The organism is Kosakonia sp. SOY2 (assembly GCF_027109175.1).
In the GTDB taxonomy this organism is placed as follows: domain Bacteria; phylum Pseudomonadota; class Gammaproteobacteria; order Enterobacterales; family Enterobacteriaceae; genus Kosakonia.
The window spans coordinates 1,917,118-1,933,338 of sequence record NZ_JAPVXH010000001.1 but is presented as its reverse complement, the minus strand read 5'-3'; the positions used below and the strand labels follow the sequence as shown (position 1 = coordinate 1,933,338).

The 16,221-nt window shown below is 55.0% G+C and carries 12 protein-coding genes; 11 read left to right on the top strand and 1 reads right to left on the bottom strand.

All coding sequences use genetic code 11. The annotated features are described in order from the left end of the window. Positions 1–12 precede the first annotated feature (12 nt). The 6 genes from msbA (at position 13) to O3S68_RS09150 (ending at position 6,019) form a co-directional block, all read left to right on the top strand. Complete coding sequence (gene msbA, locus O3S68_RS09175) at positions 13–1,761, top strand: lipid A ABC transporter ATP-binding protein/permease MsbA (RefSeq protein WP_045506679.1); 1,749 nt, start codon at positions 13–15, stop codon at positions 1,759–1,761. Further along, complete coding sequence (gene lpxK / locus O3S68_RS09170) at positions 1,758–2,735, top strand: tetraacyldisaccharide 4'-kinase (RefSeq protein WP_269231348.1); 978 nt, start codon at positions 1,758–1,760, stop codon at positions 2,733–2,735. Before msbA ends, lpxK begins: the two co-directional genes overlap by 4 nt. A gap of 45 nt (positions 2,736–2,780) precedes the next feature. Then, positions 2,781–4,010 carry a winged helix-turn-helix domain-containing protein gene (locus O3S68_RS09165; RefSeq protein WP_097406925.1) on the top strand — a complete coding sequence of 410 codons (1,230 nt, stop codon included), beginning with the start codon at positions 2,781–2,783 and terminating at the stop codon, positions 4,008–4,010. A gap of 53 nt (positions 4,011–4,063) precedes the next feature. Continuing rightward, positions 4,064–4,246 (top strand): protein YcaR, encoded by a 183-nt coding sequence (ycaR, locus tag O3S68_RS09160; RefSeq protein ID WP_020457241.1) that lies wholly within the window; start codon positions 4,064–4,066, stop codon positions 4,244–4,246. Next, on the top strand, positions 4,243–4,989 hold the full coding sequence (kdsB, locus tag O3S68_RS09155) for a 3-deoxy-manno-octulosonate cytidylyltransferase (RefSeq protein WP_017456194.1): 747 nt from the start codon (positions 4,243–4,245) through the stop codon (positions 4,987–4,989). The genes ycaR and kdsB overlap by 4 nt, the downstream gene beginning before the upstream one ends. Positions 4,990–5,125: 136 nt before the next feature. Continuing rightward, positions 5,126–6,019, top strand: coding sequence for a YcbJ family phosphotransferase (locus O3S68_RS09150; RefSeq protein WP_045506688.1), 894 nt, complete (start codon positions 5,126–5,128; stop codon positions 6,017–6,019). On the opposite strand, the gene elyC is transcribed toward O3S68_RS09150, so the two are convergent. Next, the gene (elyC, locus tag O3S68_RS09145) at positions 5,999–6,775 is read right to left on the bottom strand and encodes an envelope biogenesis factor ElyC (RefSeq protein WP_269231347.1); all 777 of its coding nucleotides are present in this window, start codon (positions 6,773–6,775) and stop codon (positions 5,999–6,001) included. The two genes, O3S68_RS09150 and elyC, sit on opposite strands and share 21 nt — an antisense overlap. Before the next feature lie 118 nt (positions 6,776–6,893). On the opposite strand from elyC, the gene cmoM reads away from it, so the two are divergent. The 5 genes from cmoM (at position 6,894) to ldtD (ending at position 16,123) form a co-directional block, all read left to right on the top strand. After that, complete coding sequence (cmoM, locus tag O3S68_RS09140) at positions 6,894–7,688, top strand: tRNA uridine 5-oxyacetic acid(34) methyltransferase CmoM (RefSeq protein ID WP_269231346.1); 795 nt, start codon at positions 6,894–6,896, stop codon at positions 7,686–7,688. Next, a complete protein-coding gene (gene mukF, locus O3S68_RS09135; RefSeq protein ID WP_269231345.1) occupies positions 7,681–9,003 on the top strand; it encodes a chromosome partition protein MukF in 1,323 nt (440 codons plus the stop codon). The genes cmoM and mukF overlap by 8 nt, the downstream gene beginning before the upstream one ends. Then, a complete protein-coding gene (gene mukE, locus O3S68_RS09130) occupies positions 8,984–9,688 on the top strand; it encodes a chromosome partition protein MukE (RefSeq protein ID WP_045506691.1) in 705 nt (234 codons plus the stop codon). The genes mukF and mukE overlap by 20 nt, the downstream gene beginning before the upstream one ends. Beyond that, positions 9,688–14,136, top strand: a complete 4,449-nt coding sequence (mukB, locus tag O3S68_RS09125) for a chromosome partition protein MukB (RefSeq protein WP_269231344.1) — start codon at positions 9,688–9,690, stop codon at positions 14,134–14,136. Before mukE ends, mukB begins: the two co-directional genes overlap by 1 nt. 184 nt (positions 14,137–14,320) lie before the next feature. Then, positions 14,321–16,123, top strand: a complete 1,803-nt coding sequence (ldtD, locus tag O3S68_RS09120) for a L,D-transpeptidase (RefSeq protein ID WP_269231343.1) — start codon at positions 14,321–14,323, stop codon at positions 16,121–16,123. Positions 16,124–16,221 lie beyond the last annotated feature (98 nt).

Genomic DNA, 16,221 nt, shown 5'->3' with positions numbered 1-16,221 from the left:
CTGGTTTTTTGAATGCATAACGACAAAGATCTCTCCACGTGGCAGACATTCCGCCGATTATGGCCAACTATTGCGCCTTTCAAAGCGGGTCTGATCGTGTCGGGGATAGCGTTAATCCTCAACGCAGCCAGCGATACCTTTATGTTATCGCTGCTCAAACCGTTACTGGATGATGGTTTTGGTAAAACCGACCGCTCTGTGCTGCTGTGGATGCCGCTGGTGGTTATTGGGCTGATGATCCTGCGAGGCATCACCAGCTACATCTCCAGTTACTGCATTTCCTGGGTTTCCGGAAAGGTGGTGATGACCATGCGCCGTCGCCTGTTCAGCCATATGATGGGCATGCCGGTCTCATTTTTTGATAAGCAATCTACAGGCACTTTACTTTCGCGTATTACCTATGATTCTGAACAGGTCGCTTCCTCGTCCTCCGGCGCATTGATTACTGTTGTGCGTGAGGGGGCATCGATCATCGGCTTGTTTATCATGATGTTCTGGTACAGTTGGCAGCTCTCGTTGATTCTCATTGTGCTGGCGCCGATCGTTTCGATAGCGATTCGCGTGGTTTCCAAACGCTTTCGTAACATCAGTAAAAATATGCAAAACACGATGGGGCAGGTGACCACCAGTGCGGAGCAGATGCTGAAAGGGCATAAAGAAGTGCTGATGTTTGGTGGCCAGGAAGTAGAAACCAGCCGTTTTGATAAAGTCAGCAACAAGATGCGCTTGCAGGGCATGAAAATGGTCTCGGCATCGTCTATTTCCGATCCTGTTATCCAGCTTATTGCGTCACTGGCGCTGGCGTTTGTGCTGTATGCCGCCAGCTTTCCAAGCGTAATGTCCACCTTGAGTGCGGGTACTATCACCGTTGTCTTTTCTTCGATGATCGCGCTTATGCGCCCGTTGAAATCCCTGACCAACGTCAATGCTCAGTTCCAGCGTGGTATGGCGGCATGCCAGACACTGTTTGCGATTCTGGATAGCGAGCAAGAAAAAGACGAAGGCACGCGGGTGATTGAACGTGCGCGCGGTGATATTGAGTTTCGCAACGTGACCTTCACCTATCCGGGGCGTGAAACGCCAGCCTTGCGCAATATCAACCTGACGATTCCGGCGGGCAAAACCGTCGCACTGGTAGGGCGTTCTGGCTCGGGTAAATCGACGCTGGCAAGCCTGATCACGCGTTTTTATGACGTCGACGAAGGCCAGATCCTGATGGATGGTCACGACTTACGTGAATATAAGCTCACGTCGTTGCGTGACCAGGTTGCGCTGGTGTCGCAAAACGTACATCTGTTTAATGATACGGTTGCCAATAATATCGCTTACGCACGTACCGAACAGTACAGCCGCGAAGAGATTGAGCAAGCAGCGAAAATGGCCTATGCCTACGACTTTATCAATAAGATGGATGAAGGGCTGGATACGGTGATTGGGGAAAACGGCGTGCTGCTTTCAGGCGGTCAGCGCCAGCGCATCGCGATTGCCCGCGCGCTGCTGCGCGACAGCCCGATCCTCATTCTTGATGAAGCGACCTCGGCGCTCGATACCGAATCTGAACGAGCCATTCAGGCCGCACTGAACGAGCTGCAAAAGAACCGTACCTCAATGGTGATTGCTCACCGTTTGTCGACCATCGAACAGGCCGACGAAATTGTGGTGGTGGAAGATGGCCGTATCGTTGAACGTGGCACCCATGCGGATCTGCTGGAACAACGTGGGGTCTATGCTCAGCTTCACAAAATGCAGTTTGGCGAATGATTGCACGCATCTGGTCCGGTGAATCCCCGCTGTGGCTACTGTTGCTACCGCTCTCCTGGCTTTACGGCCTGGTGAGTGGTGCCATTCGTCTCGCCTATCGCATTGGTTTAAAAAAATCCTGGCGTGCACCGGTTCCTGTTGTGGTCGTTGGCAATCTGACGGCAGGCGGCAACGGTAAAACGCCTGTTGTCATCTGGTTGGTGGAGCAACTACAGCAGCGTGGCATCCGTGTTGGCGTGGTGTCGCGTGGCTACGGTGGTAAAGCAGCTCATTACCCGCTCGTGCTGACACCCGAAACCACTACGGCTCAGGCCGGGGATGAACCGGTACTGATTTATCAACGCACTGGCGCGCCGGTTGCGGTTTCTCCCGTCAGAAGCGACGCCGTCAGTGCGATTCTTGCGCAATACCCGGTACAACTGATCATTACGGATGACGGTTTGCAACATTATAAGCTGGCGCGTGATAAGGAAATTGTCGTTGTTGATGGCATCAGGCGTTTTGGCAATGGCTGGTGGTTGCCCGCAGGGCCGATGCGTGAGCGGGCGTCGCGTTTAAAAAGTGTCGATGCCATCATTACCAACGGCGGTGTAGCCAGAGCGGAAGAGATCCCGATGCGTTTGCGCCCTGGACTGGCTGTTAATCTGCGTACCGGCGAACGCCGTGACGTTCACACACTGACCAATATCGTTGCGATGGCAGGAATCGGCCATCCGCCGCGTTTCTTTGCTACTCTCACCGAGTGTGGTGCAACGCTGCAAAAGACGGTAGCGCTTGCCGATCATCAGGCGTTATCGCTGCATGAGGTAAAGCCACTGGTGAAACCGGGGCAGACACTGGTGATGACCGAAAAAGACGCGGTAAAGTGTCGGTCATTTGCTGAGGATAACTGGTGGTATTTGCCTGTAGACGCACAGCTCGCGGGTGAGCAGGCGCAAAAATTACTACAGGAATTGTTCACTCTGGCGCGCTGACGGTTGTTGCATCGGCTGCGCCCTGTTAGATAAACAGGAACCTCCATGTCCGTGCCACAACTTTCGTTGACTGCTGCCCGTCATTTGCATCTCGCAGCCCAGGGACTATTACGTAAACCTTCCCGTCGGGCAAAACCGGGCGATATTCTCTCCACTATTCAGCGCATGTCGCTGCTGCAAATTGACACCATTAATATTGTTGCCCGCAGCCCTTATCTGGTGCTTTTTAGCCGCCTTGGGCACTACCCGCAGCACTGGCTTGATGACGCGCTACGCAACGGTGACCTGATGGAGTACTGGGCGCATGAAGCCTGTTTTCTGCCGCGTAAAGATTTTGCGCTGGTGCGCCATCGCATGCTGGCGCCAGATAAAATGGGCTGGAAGTATCGCGAAGCGTGGATGCAGGAACATGCGGCGGAAATAGAGCAGCTCATTGCACATATTGCGCAAAATGGTCCGGTGCGTTCGGCAGATTTTGAACATCCACGTAAAGGTGCCAGCGGCTGGTGGGAGTGGAAGCCGCATAAGCGGCATCTGGAAGGGCTATTTACGGCCGGAAAAGTGATGGTGGTGGAGCGTCGCAATTTTCAGCGTGTTTATGATTTAACGCAGCGTGTTGTGCCGCACTGGGATGATGCTCGCGATCTGCTATCACAGGATGCTGCGGAGTACCAGATGCTGGAAAACAGCGCTCGCAGTTTAGGACTGTTTCGCGCCCAGTGGCTGGCGGATTACTACCGCTTGCGGAACGTAGCATTACCGTTAGTGCTGGAGAAGATGCAGGATGCGGGAACCATTTACCCCGTTAATGTCGAAAACATAGGTCCGGCCTGGCTGCATGCCTCCTTATTGCCGCTGCTTGAACAGGCGCAAGCTGGCAAGCTTGTCGCTACTCACAGCGCGGTGCTTTCACCGTTTGATCCCGTAGTCTGGGATCGTAAACGGGCCGAACAACTGTTCGATTTTAGCTACCGTCTGGAGTGCTATACCCCGGCCCCTAAACGGCAATTTGGCTATTTTGTGTTGCCATTGTTGCATCGTGGGCGACTGGTGGGGCGTATGGATGCAAAAATGCACCGTAAAGCGGGCATACTGGAGATTATTGCGCTGTATCTGGAAGATGGCGTTAAACCCGGGCATTCGCTGGAAAAGGGGTTGCTAGGCGCGATTACCGACTTTGCCCGCTGGCAGGGGGCGTCGCGGGTCACGTTCTCGCGACTGCCTGCGGGGTTATTTGCCGCATGCCGCGCCGGGCTGGAAATAGACGCGGCGTAAGAAATGAATATGATAAGCTTAAACCGTTAATTATCGGTGTATCAGGAGGAAAGATGGATCACCGTTTACTTGAAATTATTGCCTGCCCGGTGTGTAACGGCAAACTGAATTACACCCAGGATAAACAAGAATTAATCTGCAAAATCGACAGCCTCGCCTATCCGGTGCGGGACGGTATTCCGGTATTACTGGAAACCGAAGCTCGTTCATTAACTGCCGAAGAGAGCCGGCCATGAGTTTCGTTGTTATCATTCCCGCGCGTTATGCTTCCACTCGCTTGCCCGGCAAACCTTTAGTCGACATTAACGGTAAGCCCATGGTGGTGCATGTGCTGGAGCGCGCCCGTGAATCCGGCGCTGAGCGTATTATCGTGGCGACGGACAACGAAGAGGTGATGCATGCGGTACAGGCGGTTGGCGGTGAAGTCTGTATGACCCGCGCCGATCATCAGTCCGGCACTGAACGCCTTGCCGAAGTCGTGGAAAAATGCGGTTTCAGCGACGATACCGTCATCGTCAATGTGCAGGGTGATGAACCCATGATCCCGCCGGCGATTATTCGCCAGGTGGCAGAAAATCTTGCCGCGCGTGATGTTGGAATGGCAACGCTGGCGGTACCGATTCACAGCGCGGAAGAGGCGTTCAACCCGAACGCGGTGAAAGTGGTGATGGACGCCGAGGGTTACGCGCTCTACTTCTCCCGCGCCACGATCCCCTGGGATCGCGACCGTTTCGCACAATCTCGCGAGACGATTGGCGATACCTTCCTGCGCCATATCGGCATTTATGGCTATCGCGCCGGTTTTATCCGCCGTTATGTCAGCTGGCAAACCAGCCCGCTTGAGCAGATAGAGATGCTGGAGCAACTGCGTGTGCTCTGGTACGGCGAGAAAATCCACGTTGCCGTTGCCAGTGTGGTGCCGGGAACCGGTGTAGATACCCCGGAAGATCTGGCGCGCGTCCGCCAGGAGCTGCGTTAATCCCTCCATCCCCTCCATCCGGAGGGGATTTGCCGCTGGCCGGCGAAATTCTTATGCTGTTTTGATCTCATCAGGATGACATCTATGCTATCGGCGCTCATTATAAAAGCAGTCATCTTTGTGAGGGCAATCTGCTATGGAACAACTGCGCGCTGAACTGAGTCATCTGTTGGGTGAAAAACTGAGCCGCATGGAGTGCGTCAGCGAAAAGCCGGATTCTGCACTCTGGGCGCTGTATGACAGCCAGGGTAATCCAATGCCGCTGCTGGCACGAAGCTTCTCAACGCCTGGCATTGCGCGACAGTTAGCCTGGAAGATATCAATGCTGGCGCGCGGCGGGGCTGTTCGCATGCCAGTTGTTTATGGTGTCATGACGCATGAAGAGCATCCGGGGCCGGATGTGCTGCTCATAGAACGCCTGCGCGGCGTACCGGTTGAAGCGCCAGCGCGTACGCCTGAGCGCTGGGAGCAGCTCAAAGATCAAATCGTTGAGGCATTACTTTTCTGGCACCGCCAGGATAGCCACGGTTGCGTTGGCACCGTTGACAGTACCCAGGAAAATATCTGGCCTTCCTGGTATCGCCAGCGCGTGGAAGTGCTGTGGACCACGCTCAACCAGTATCACAATACCGGGTTGACGATGCAGGATAAGCGCGTGCTGTTTCGTACTCGCGAGTGCCTGCCCGCGCTGTTTGATGGTTTTAACGATAACTGTGTGCTGGTGCATGGCAGCTTTAACTTGCGCAGTATGTTGAAGGATGCCCGTAGCGACCAGTTACTGGCAATGGTTGGGCCTGGCATTATGCTCTGGGCGCCGCGCGAATATGAACTGTTCCGGCTGGTGGAAGGTGCGCAGGCAGAAGGATTGCTCTGGCATTATCTCCAGCGCGCGCCGGTTGCGGAATCCTTCCTGTGGCGGCGCTGGCTTTACCTGTTATGGGATGAAGTGGCGCAGTTGGTGAATACCGGACGGTTTAACCGCGCTAACTTCGATCTTGCCTCGAAATCCCTACTCCCCTGGCTGGTCTGAGCTGCCTTTCAGCCACTGCCAGAGACGCCCTAACGTTTCATAACCCACCCGGTCGCTGTGCATCAGCCACACCGGGGATGGGATAATGCGTTCCCACGGATTAAGCGGTGAGGCAATTGCCAGCTGGTTTGCCGGCGCGGGCAATGGATGCAGGCCAGCATGCTGGAAGAAAATCATTGCGCGTGGCAGATGAGACGCTGAAGTCACCAGCAGGAAAGGCGCATCGCCAATCGCCTCTTTCACCGCGAGCGCTTCCCGCTCGGTATCTTTCGGTTGATCCAGCGTTATGATGGCGCTGCGCGGCACGCCCAGGCTTTCAGCGACGCGTGCGCCAGCTTCCGCGGTGCTGACCGGGTTGGTTTGCGCCGCCGCACCGGTAAAGATCATTTTCGAACCAGGGTTGGCCTGCCACAGACGAATGCCCTCCGTCAGACGCGGCAGGCTGTTATTAATCAGGTTTGAACTCGGTGCCCACGCATCGTTCCAGGTATAACCACCACCGAGAATCACGATGTATTTTACCGGCTGCGTACCGCGCCAGGTGGGATAGGTGTCTTCAATCGGTTTTAAAAAGCGATCGGCAACGGGCTGCATACTTAACAGCAATAAAACCAGCCACCCGACGCTGATAAGGACTTTGCCGGTTTTCTGCCAGCGGCTAAACCAGATCAGCGCAATGCCCAGCCCGATCAGCAAAAGCAAAAAAGGCAGAGGCAGCATCAGGCCGCCGATGTATTTTTTGAGAGTAAAAAGCACCGTATCCGTCTCCTTTTTGACCATATAGCAGGCCTTTTGCGCCGATCTTACACCAGATGGGTTCATTATCGGCACGGCTGTGACAAAATAGCGGTTTTGCCAGGAGCGTGGAGCACCCATGAAGGATCGCAATTTCGACGATATTGCCGAGAAGTTCTCGCGCAACATCTACGGCACGACTAAAGGTCAGCTACGTCAGGCGATTCTGTGGCAGGATCTTGATGCACTGTTGGCCCGGATGGGCAACCAGCCATTGCGTGTGCTGGATGCTGGCGGTGGGGAAGGCCAGACGGCGATTCGCATGGCGCAGTTGGGTCATCACGTCACGCTCTGTGATGTGTCGAAAGCGATGATCACACGTGCCCAGGCGGCGGCAGAAGAGAAAGGTGTGAGCGGTAACATGCATTTTATACAATGCGCCGTTCAGGACGTTGCTCAGCATTTGGAATCGCCAGTTGATCTGATATTGTTCCATGCTGTGCTGGAATGGGTCGCAGAACCGGTTCTTGTATTGCAAATATTGTGGTCGGTGTTGCGCCCCGGCGGCGCGTTGTCATTAATGTTTTACAATGCCGACGGCTTGCTGATGCACAACATGGTGGCAGGAAATTTTGACTATGTGAAAGTCGGTATGCCGAAGCGCAAAAAACGTACCCTTTCCCCGGATTTTCCGCGTGCTCCTGCGGATGTTTATGGCTGGCTCGAACAGATTGGCTGGCAGATAACGGGCAAAACGGGTGTGCGCGTGTTTCACGATTATCTGCGCGAAAAACACCAGCAGCATGACTGCTTTGACGCGTTACTTGAACTGGAAACACGCTATTGCCGCCAGGAACCCTATATTAGCCTTGGCCGCTATATTCACGTGACCGCGCTTAAGCCGCAAATCGATGAAAGGACAAACGATGAGTGAATTTTCCCAGACAGTCCCCGAACTGGTTGCCTGGGCCAGGAAAAATGATTTCTCCATCTCGCTGCCGGTCGACAGGCTCTCTTTTTTGCTGGCCATCGCCACGCTCAATGGTGAGCGTCTGGATGGGGAAATGAACGAAGGTGAACTGGTCGATGCCTTTCGCCATGTGAGCGATGCGTTCGAGCAAACCAGTGAAACCATTACTCAGCGCGCGAATAACGCCATAAACGACCTGGTGCGCCAGCGTTTGTTAAATCGCTTTACCAGTGAGCTGGTGGAGGGCAATGCCATCTACCGTCTGACGCCGCTGGGCATTGGCATTACTGATTACTACATTCGCCAGCGCGAGTTCTCCACGCTGCGTCTTTCTATGCAGCTTTCCATTGTGGCCAGCGAGTTAAAACGCGCCGCAGATGCGGCACAGGAAGGCGGAGACGAATTTCACTGGCATCGCAATGTTTACGCGCCGCTGAAATACTCAGTCGCGGAGATTTTTGACAGCATCGATCTGACTCAGCGCCTGATGGATGAACAGCAGCAACAGGTCAAAGATGATATTGCACAACTGCTGAATAAAGACTGGCGCGCGGCCATCTCCAGTTGTGAATTGCTGCTGTCTGAAACCTCCGGTACGTTACGCGAACTGCAGGATACGCTCGATGCCGCCGGGGATAAATTGCAGACCAACCTGTTGAGCATTCAGGATGCGACCCTTGGACGCGATGATCTCGAGTTCCTCGATCAACTGGTCTTCAACCTGCAAAGTAAGCTGGATCGTATTGTGAGCTGGGGCCAGCAGGCCATCGATCTGTGGATTGGTTACGATCGCCACGTACACAAATTTATCCGTACCGCTATCGATATGGATAAGAACCGCGTCTTTGCCCAGCGTTTGCGTCAGTCGGTACAATCCTATTTCGATGCGCCGTGGGCGTTAACCTACGCCAGCGCCGACAGGCTGCTGGACATGCGCGATGAAGAGATGGCGCTGCGTGATGAAGAAGTCACAGGTGAGTTGCCGCCGGATCTGGAGTACGAAGAGTTTAACGAAATTCGCGAACAGCTGGCGGCGCTTATTGAGCAGCAACTGGCAATTTATAAGACCAAAAGCGTGCCGCTGGATCTCGGCCTGGTGGCGCGCGAGTATCTGGCGCAATATCCGCGTGTTCGTCATTTCGACATCGCGCGCATCGTGGTTGATCAGGCGGTACGTCTTGGCGTAGCGCAAGCAGATTTCACCGGACTGCCGCCGAAGTGGCAGCCGATTAATGATTACGGAGCCAAGGTACAGGCGCATGTCATCGACAAATATTGAACAAGTGATGCCGGTTAAACTGGCACAGGCGTTGGCTAACTCTCTGTTTCCGGCACTGGACAGCGCATTGCGCTCAGGGCGACATATCGGCCTCGACGAGCTGGACAATCACGCTTTTTTAATGGATTTCCAGGAGTATCTGGAAGAGTTTTACGCGCGCTACAACGTTGAGCTGATCCGCGCACCGGAAGGTTTTTTCTATCTACGCCCGCGCTCCACCACGCTTATCCCGCGCTCGGTGCTTTCCGAGCTGGATATGATGGTGGGTAAAATTCTTTGCTATCTCTATCTCAGCCCGGAGCGTCTGGCAAATGAAGGGATCTTCACCCAGCAGGAGCTTTACGACGAGCTGTTGTCGCTGGCGGATGAAGCGAAGCTGCTGAAGCTGGTGAATAACCGTTCTACCGGTTCCGATCTTGACCGACAAAAGCTGCAGGAAAAGGTACGCTCTTCGCTGAACCGCCTGCGCCGTCTCGGCATGATCTGGTTTATGGGTAACGACAGCAGCAAGTTCCGTATCACGGAGTCCGTGTTCCGCTTTGGCGCAGATGTGCGCTCGGGCGATGATGCGCGTGAAGCGCAGCTGCGCATGATCCGCGACGGTGAAGCGATGCCTGTCGAAAACCATCTGCAGCTCAATGATGAGCCTGAAGATAATCAGCCGGATAGCTCGGAGGAAGAGTAATGATTGATCGCGGTAAATTTCGTTCGCTGACGCTGATTAACTGGAACGGCTTTTTTGCCCGTACGTTTGACCTGGATGAGCTGGTGACAACGCTCTCCGGGGGCAACGGCGCCGGCAAATCGACCACAATGGCCGCTTTTGTTACGGCATTGATTCCGGATTTGACGCTGCTGCACTTCCGTAACACCACCGAAGCGGGCGCGACCTCGGGTTCGCGTGATAAAGGCCTGCACGGTAAATTGAAAGCCGGTGTCTGTTACTCGGTGCTGGATGTGATCAACTCCCGCCATCAGCGCGTGCTGGTGGGGGTGCGTTTGCAACAGGTCGCCGGTCGCGACCGCAAAGTGGATATCAAACCGTTTGCGATTCAGGGCTTGCCTACCTCGATGCTGCCAACGCAGCTGTTGACGGAAACGCTGAATGAGCGTCAGGCGCGCGTGCTTTCTCTGCAGGAAGTGAAAGACAAGCTGGATACGATGGAAGGGGTGCAGTTCAAGCAGTTCAACTCCATCACCGATTACCATGCGCTGATGTTTGACTTAGGGATTGTCGCGCGTCGTTTACGTTCGGCCTCGGATCGTAGCAAGTTCTATCGTCTGATTGAGGCTTCGCTGTACGGCGGGATCTCCAGCGCCATTACCCGTTCGCTGCGCGACTATTTGCTGCCGGAAAACAGCGGCGTGCGCAAAGCGTTCCAGGATATGGAAGCGGCACTGCGTGAAAACCGCATGACGTTGGAAGCGATTCGCGTGACTCAGTCGGATCGCGATCTGTTTAAGCATCTCATCAGCGAAGCCACCAACTATGTGGCGGCGGACTATATGCGCCACGCCAACGAACGGCGGGTGCATCTGGACAAAGCGCTCGAGTTTCGTCGCGATCTGTTTACCTCGCGCCAGCAACTGGCGGCAGAGCAATATAAGCATGTCGATATGGCGCGCGAACTCTCAGAGCATAGCGGTGCGGAAGGAGATCTGGAGGCCGACTATCAGGCCGCCAGCGATCACCTGAATCTGGTGCAAACCGCGCTGCGCCAGCAGGAAAAAATCGAGCGCTACGAAGCGGATCTCGACGAACTGCAAGTTCGCCTTGAAGAGCAGCATGAAGTGGTGGCCGAAGCCGCCGAGCGTCAGGAAGAGAACGAAGCCCGCGCGGAAGCCGCCGAGCTTGAAGTGGATGAGCTGAAAAGCCAGCTTGCCGATTACCAGCAAGCGCTGGATGTCCAGCAAACTCGCGCCATTCAGTACAACCAGGCGTTGCAGGCGTTACAGCGAGCAAGAGAGTTATGCAACCTGCCGGATTTGACGCCGGAAAGCGCCGACGAATGGCTGGAAACTTTCCAGGCGAAAGAGCAGGAAGCGACGGAAAAACTGCTGTCGCTGGATCAGAAATTAAGCGTGGCGCAAACCGCGCACAGCCAGTTCGAGCAGGCGTACCAACTGGTAGCTGCGATTAACGGCCCGCTGGCGCGTAACGAAGCCTGGGATGTGGCGCGTGAGCTGCTGCGGGAGGGCGTTAACCAGCGCCACCTGGCCGAGCAGGTACAGCCGCTGCGTATGCGTCTGAATGAGCTGGAACAGCGTCTGCGTGAGCAGCAGGATGCCGAGCGTTTGCTGGCTGAGTTCTGCAAGCGCCAGGGCAAACAGTATGACGCAGACGATCTTGAAGCGCTGCACCAGGAACTGGAAGCGCAAATCGCCGCACTCTCTGACAACGTTTCCGCCGCTGGTGAGCAGCGCATGGCGATGCGTCAGGAACTGGAACAATTACAGTCTCGTATTCAATCGCTGACCAAACGTGCGCCGATATGGCTGGCGGCGCAGAGCAATCTGACGCAACTGTGCGAGCAAAGCGGTGAGCAGTTCGAGTCCGGGCAGGACGTGACAGAGTATCTGCAACAACTGCTTGAGCGTGAGCGCGAAGCCATCGTTGAGCGCGATGAAGTGGGCGCGCGTAAACGTGCTGTCGATGATGAAATCGAACGTTTAAGCCAGCCTGGCGGTGCCGAAGATGGCCGTCTCAATGCGCTGGCGGAGCGTTTTGGCGGTGTACTGCTGTCGGAAATCTATGACGATGTCAGCATTGACGATGCGCCGTATTACTCCGCGCTATACGGGCCATCGCGTCATGCGATTGTGGTGCCGGATCTGTCGCAGGTCGCCGAAATGCTGGAAGGTCTGGAAGACTGCCCGGAAGATCTCTATCTGATCGAAGGGGACCCGCAATCCTTCGATGACAGCGTGTTTAGCGTTGATGAGCTGGAAAAAGCGGTGGTGGTGAAAATCGCCGATCGCCAGTGGCGTTATTCACGCTTCCCGACGCTGCCGCTGTTTGGCCGCGCGGCGCGCGAGAGCCGTATCGAAAGCCTGCATGCAGAGCGTGAAGCGCTGGCAGAGCGTTTTGCCACGCTCTCTTTTGATGTGCAGAAAACGCAGCGCCTGCATCAGGCATTCAGCCGCTTTATCGGTAGCCACCTGGCGGTAGCCTTTGAGGACGATCCGGAAGCGGAAATTCGCACTCTCAGCAGCCGCCGTGGCGAGCTGGAGCGCGCAATCAGTAACCATGAAAATGACAACCAGCAAAACCGCGTGCAGTTCGAACAGGCGAAAGAGGGCGTTGCCCAGCTTAACCGCTTGCTGCCGCGTATTAATCTGCTGGCTGACGATACCCTTGCCGATCGCGTGGATGAAATTCAGGAACGCCTGGACGAAGCACAGGAAGCGGCGCGGTTTATTCAGCAGTTTGGCAATCAACTGGCGAAACTCGAACCGGTTGTATCCGTACTGCAAAGCGATCCGGAACAGTTTGAGCAGTTAAAGGCAGATTATGCCACCTCGCAGCAGGTGCAGCGTGATGCCCGCCAACAAGCGTTCGCCCTGGCGGAAGTGGTACAGCGCCGTGCGCACTTCAGCTACTCCGATGCCGCTGAAATGTTTAACGGTAATAACGATCTCAACGAAAAACTGCGCCAGCGCCTGGAACAGGCAGAAGCGGAGCGTACCAAAGCGCGTGAAGCGATGCGTAGCCATGCCGCGCAATACAGCCAGTACAACCAGGTACTGGCTTCGCTGAAGAGTTCGTTCGATACCAAAAAAGAGCTGCTCAACGATCTGCAAAAAGAGTTGCAGGATATTGGCGTTCGCGCCGACAGTGGAGCAGAAGAACGGGCGCGTATCCGTCGTGACGAGCTGCATGCACAGCTCTCCGGTAACCGCGCACGCCGTAACCAGCTGGAAAAAGCCATCACCTTCTGCGAAGCGGAGATGGATAACCTGACGCGTAAATTGCGCCGTCTGGAACGCGATTACCATGAAATGCGTGAACAGGTGGTTACCGCGAAAGCAGGATGGTGCGCGGTGATGCGCATGGTGAAAGACAGCGGTGTTGAACGCCGTCTGCACCGCCGCGAGCTGGCCTACCTTTCTGCCGATGAATTACGCTCGATGTCGGATAAGGCGCTCGGTGCTCTGCGTCCGGCAGTTGCGGATAACGAACATTTACGCGATGTGCTGCGTCTTTCCGAGGATCCGAAACGACCGGAGCGCAAGATCCAGTTCTTTGTCGCGGTGTATCAGCATCTGCGTGAGCGTATCCGCCAGGATATTATTCGTACTGATGATCCGGTTGAAGCCATCGAACAGATGGAGATCGAGCTTAGCCGCCTGACGGAAGAGCTGACGTCCCGTGAACAGAAGCTGGCGATCAGCTCGCGCAGCGTGGCGAACATTATTCGCAAAACCATTCAGCGCGAGCAGAACCGTATACGTATGCTGAACCAGGGGCTGCAAAGTGTCTCCTTCGGCCAGGTGAATAGCGTGCGTCTGAATGTGAATGTGCGGGAAACCCATGCCACATTGTTGACGGTGCTTTCTGAGCAGCACGAGCAGCATCAGGATCTGTTTAACAGCAGCCGCCTGACCTTCTCGGAAGCACTGGCGAAACTTTATCAGCGTCTGAATCCGCAAATCGATATGGGTCAGCGTACACCGCAAACCATCGGCGAAGAGTTGCTGGACTACCGCAACTATCTTGAGATGGAAGTAGAAGTTAACCGTGGTTCCGACGGCTGGCTGCGCGCGGAATCTGGTGCGTTGTCGACCGGTGAAGCGATTGGTACCGGGATGTCGATTCTGGTAATGGTGGTGCAGAGTTGGGAAGATGAAGCGCGTCGCCTGCGCGGTAAAGACATCTCTCCGTGCCGCTTGCTGTTCCTTGATGAAGCCGCACGTCTGGACGCCCGCTCTATCGCAACACTGTTTGAGCTGTGCGAACGTCTGGAAATGCAGCTCATTATCGCGGCACCGGAAAATATCAGCCCGGAAAAAGGCACCACCTACAAGCTGGTGCGTAAAGTCGTGCAAAATCATGAGCATGTGCACGTTGTCGGTCTGCGCGGTTTTGCCGCTCAGCTTCCGGAAACGCTTCCTGGCACGGCGAATGCGTCGTAAGAAAGTAACATGCGAAAGGGCGACAGTAATGTCGCCCTTTTTGTTTGCCGAAAGCTATTGCCAGCCCGCGTTTAATCTTTAAACTTCTTTACATTAGGGAAGGCAAATGCTTTTTTGTCTTTATATACTGAGAGAAAGGTGACGAATTTGTCACGAGCAATGTAAGAGAAACAGGGGGCAAGGGATGTTGCTTAAGAAGTCGTATGGTCGTCGAATGTCGGCGCTGAGTTTATGCCTGGCATTCGCATTCGCTCCACTGTTTAGTGTGCAGGCCGATGAGCCTGAAATCGTGCCGGTGGATAGCTCGGCGACGCCGGGTGAGCAGCCAACCGTGCTGCCGCAGCCGCAGGAACAATCGCCTGCGACGGCGATGTTGATCGGCGTGAAACCTTTCCCTTCTGGCGTTTCCGTTGCTGATGTGCGCGCACAGCTTCAGTCGCAATTGCCAGCCAACTGGACGCCGGTCTATATGGATCAGCTCGCTGCGTTATACGCCGCGCGCGGGCAAAAACCGATGTGGGATAACCGCGAGGCGGTGCAGGCGTTTCAGCAGCAACTGGCAGAAGTAGCGATTGCAGGGTTTCAGCCACAATTTACTAACTGGGTTGAATTACTCACCGATCCCGCGGTTTCCGGCATGGCGCGCGATGTTGTGCTGTCTGATGCGATGCTGGGATATTTGCACTTTGTCTCGGGGATCCAGTCGAAGGGCCAGCGCTGGCTCTATAGCGACAAACCTTATGCACTCACAACGCCTGCCATTTCGGTCATTAACCAGTGGCAACTGGCGCTGGACAATGGATCTCTGCCTGGTTTTATCGATCATCTTGCACCACATCACCCGCAGTATGCTGCTATGCACCAGTCACTATTGGCGCTGGTGGGCGATGCTCGTCCGTGGCCGCAAATCACCAGCACGGTGACGTTGCGTCCGGGGCAGTGGAGCAATGATATTCTGGCACTGCGTGAGATCCTGCAGCGCACCGGTATGCTGGAGGGGGGATCAAATATCGCCTTACCGGGTGATAACGTCGCCGTTAGCCCTTCGGCTCAGCACGTGAAAAAAGCGCAGCCGACGCGCGCGGCATATGACCGCCAACTGGTGGAAGCGGTCAAACGTTTCCAGGCATGGCAAGGGTTGCATGCGGATGGCGTGATTGGCCAGGGGACGCGCGACTGGCTGAACGTAAGTCCGTCGCAGCGCGCCGGGTTACTGGCGCTGAATATCCAGCGCTTGCGTTTGCTGCCGGGTACGCTTTCGACCGGCATCATGGTCAACATTCCTGAATATTCGCTGGTTTATTACCTCAACGGTAACCAGGTGCTGGCATCACGGGTGATCGTGGGCCGTCCGGACCGCAAAACGCCGATGATGAGCAGCGCGCTGAACAACGTGGTGGTTAACCCGCCGTGGAACGTGCCGCCAACGCTGGCGCGTAAGGATATTCTACCGAAGGTATGGAACGATCCGGCTTATCTTGAGCGCCACGGTTATACCGTATTGCGAGGATGGAACAGCAAGGAAGCGATCGACCCGTCCATGGTTGACTGGGCGACCATCACGCCTGCGAACTTACCATTCCGTTTCCAGCAGGCTCCTGGTGCTCAGAATTCGCTGGGACGCTATAAGTTCAATATGCCGAGCTCGGATGCTATCTATTTGCATGATACGCCGAACCATAATCTGTTCCAGAAAGAGGCGCGGGCATTGAGCTCTGGCTGCGTGCGTGTCAATAAAGCCTCTGAGCTCGCTAATATGCTGTTGCAGGATGCGGGATGGAACGATACGCGGATTTCTGATGCGCTAAAACAGGGAGATACGCGTTATGTCAATATTCGTCATGATATCCCGGTCAATCTCTATTACCTGACCGCCTTTGTCGGGGCTGACGGGCGGACGCAGTATCGTACAGATATTTACAATTATGATCTGACGGCGCGATCGGGTGCACAAATCTTGTCGAAAGCAGAACAATTAATCAGATAAATGAAGCAGTTTCAGTCAGCGTGTTGTCGTAATAACTGGTAGAAAATGGGCTCTGGAGGCTACAGAGCCCGTATTTACTGGGATGAGGCAGCCTTGAC